This window comes from Desulfofundulus thermobenzoicus (assembly GCF_009428905.1).
Lineage (GTDB): Bacteria > Bacillota > Desulfotomaculia > Desulfotomaculales > Desulfovirgulaceae > Desulfofundulus_A > Desulfofundulus_A thermobenzoicus.
Window position 1 is genome coordinate 1 of record NZ_WHYR01000269.1, and the last position, 386, is coordinate 386.

At 44.6% G+C, this 386-nt stretch carries 1 protein-coding gene and 1 pseudogene; both read left to right on the plus strand.

Translation table 11 applies throughout. The features are described from left to right. A partial coding sequence (locus GFC01_RS18580) for a F0F1 ATP synthase subunit gamma (protein ID WP_152948541.1) occupies positions 1-79 on the plus strand: 79 nt, incomplete at its 5' end. Between the two features lie 24 nt (positions 80-103). Beyond that, positions 104-386: pseudogene (locus GFC01_RS18585) on the plus strand (F0F1 ATP synthase subunit beta); the annotation flags it as partial.

Below are 386 nucleotides of genomic sequence, written 5' to 3' on the forward strand. Positions count from 1 at the left end.
CTCTTACAACCGTGCTCGTCAAGCAGCGATTACACAAGAGATTACAGAAATTGTCGGCGGAGCAGCTGCCTTAGAATAGAAATAATTGTCAGGAGGGAATGCAATGAAAACAGGACGCATCAGTCAGATCATGGGACCAGTCGTAGACGTTCGTTTTGAAGACGGTCACTTGCCTGAGATTTATAATGCGATCAAAGTTTCGCATAAAGCGGAAAGCGAAAGTGAAGTTGATATCGACTTAACTTTAGAAGTAGCACTACATTTAGGTGACGATACAGTGAGAACCATCGCAATGGCATCAACAGACGGTGTGAAGCGCGGTATGGAAGCTGTAGACCTTGGAAAACCAATTTCAGTACCAGTTGGTAACGTAACACTTGGACGTG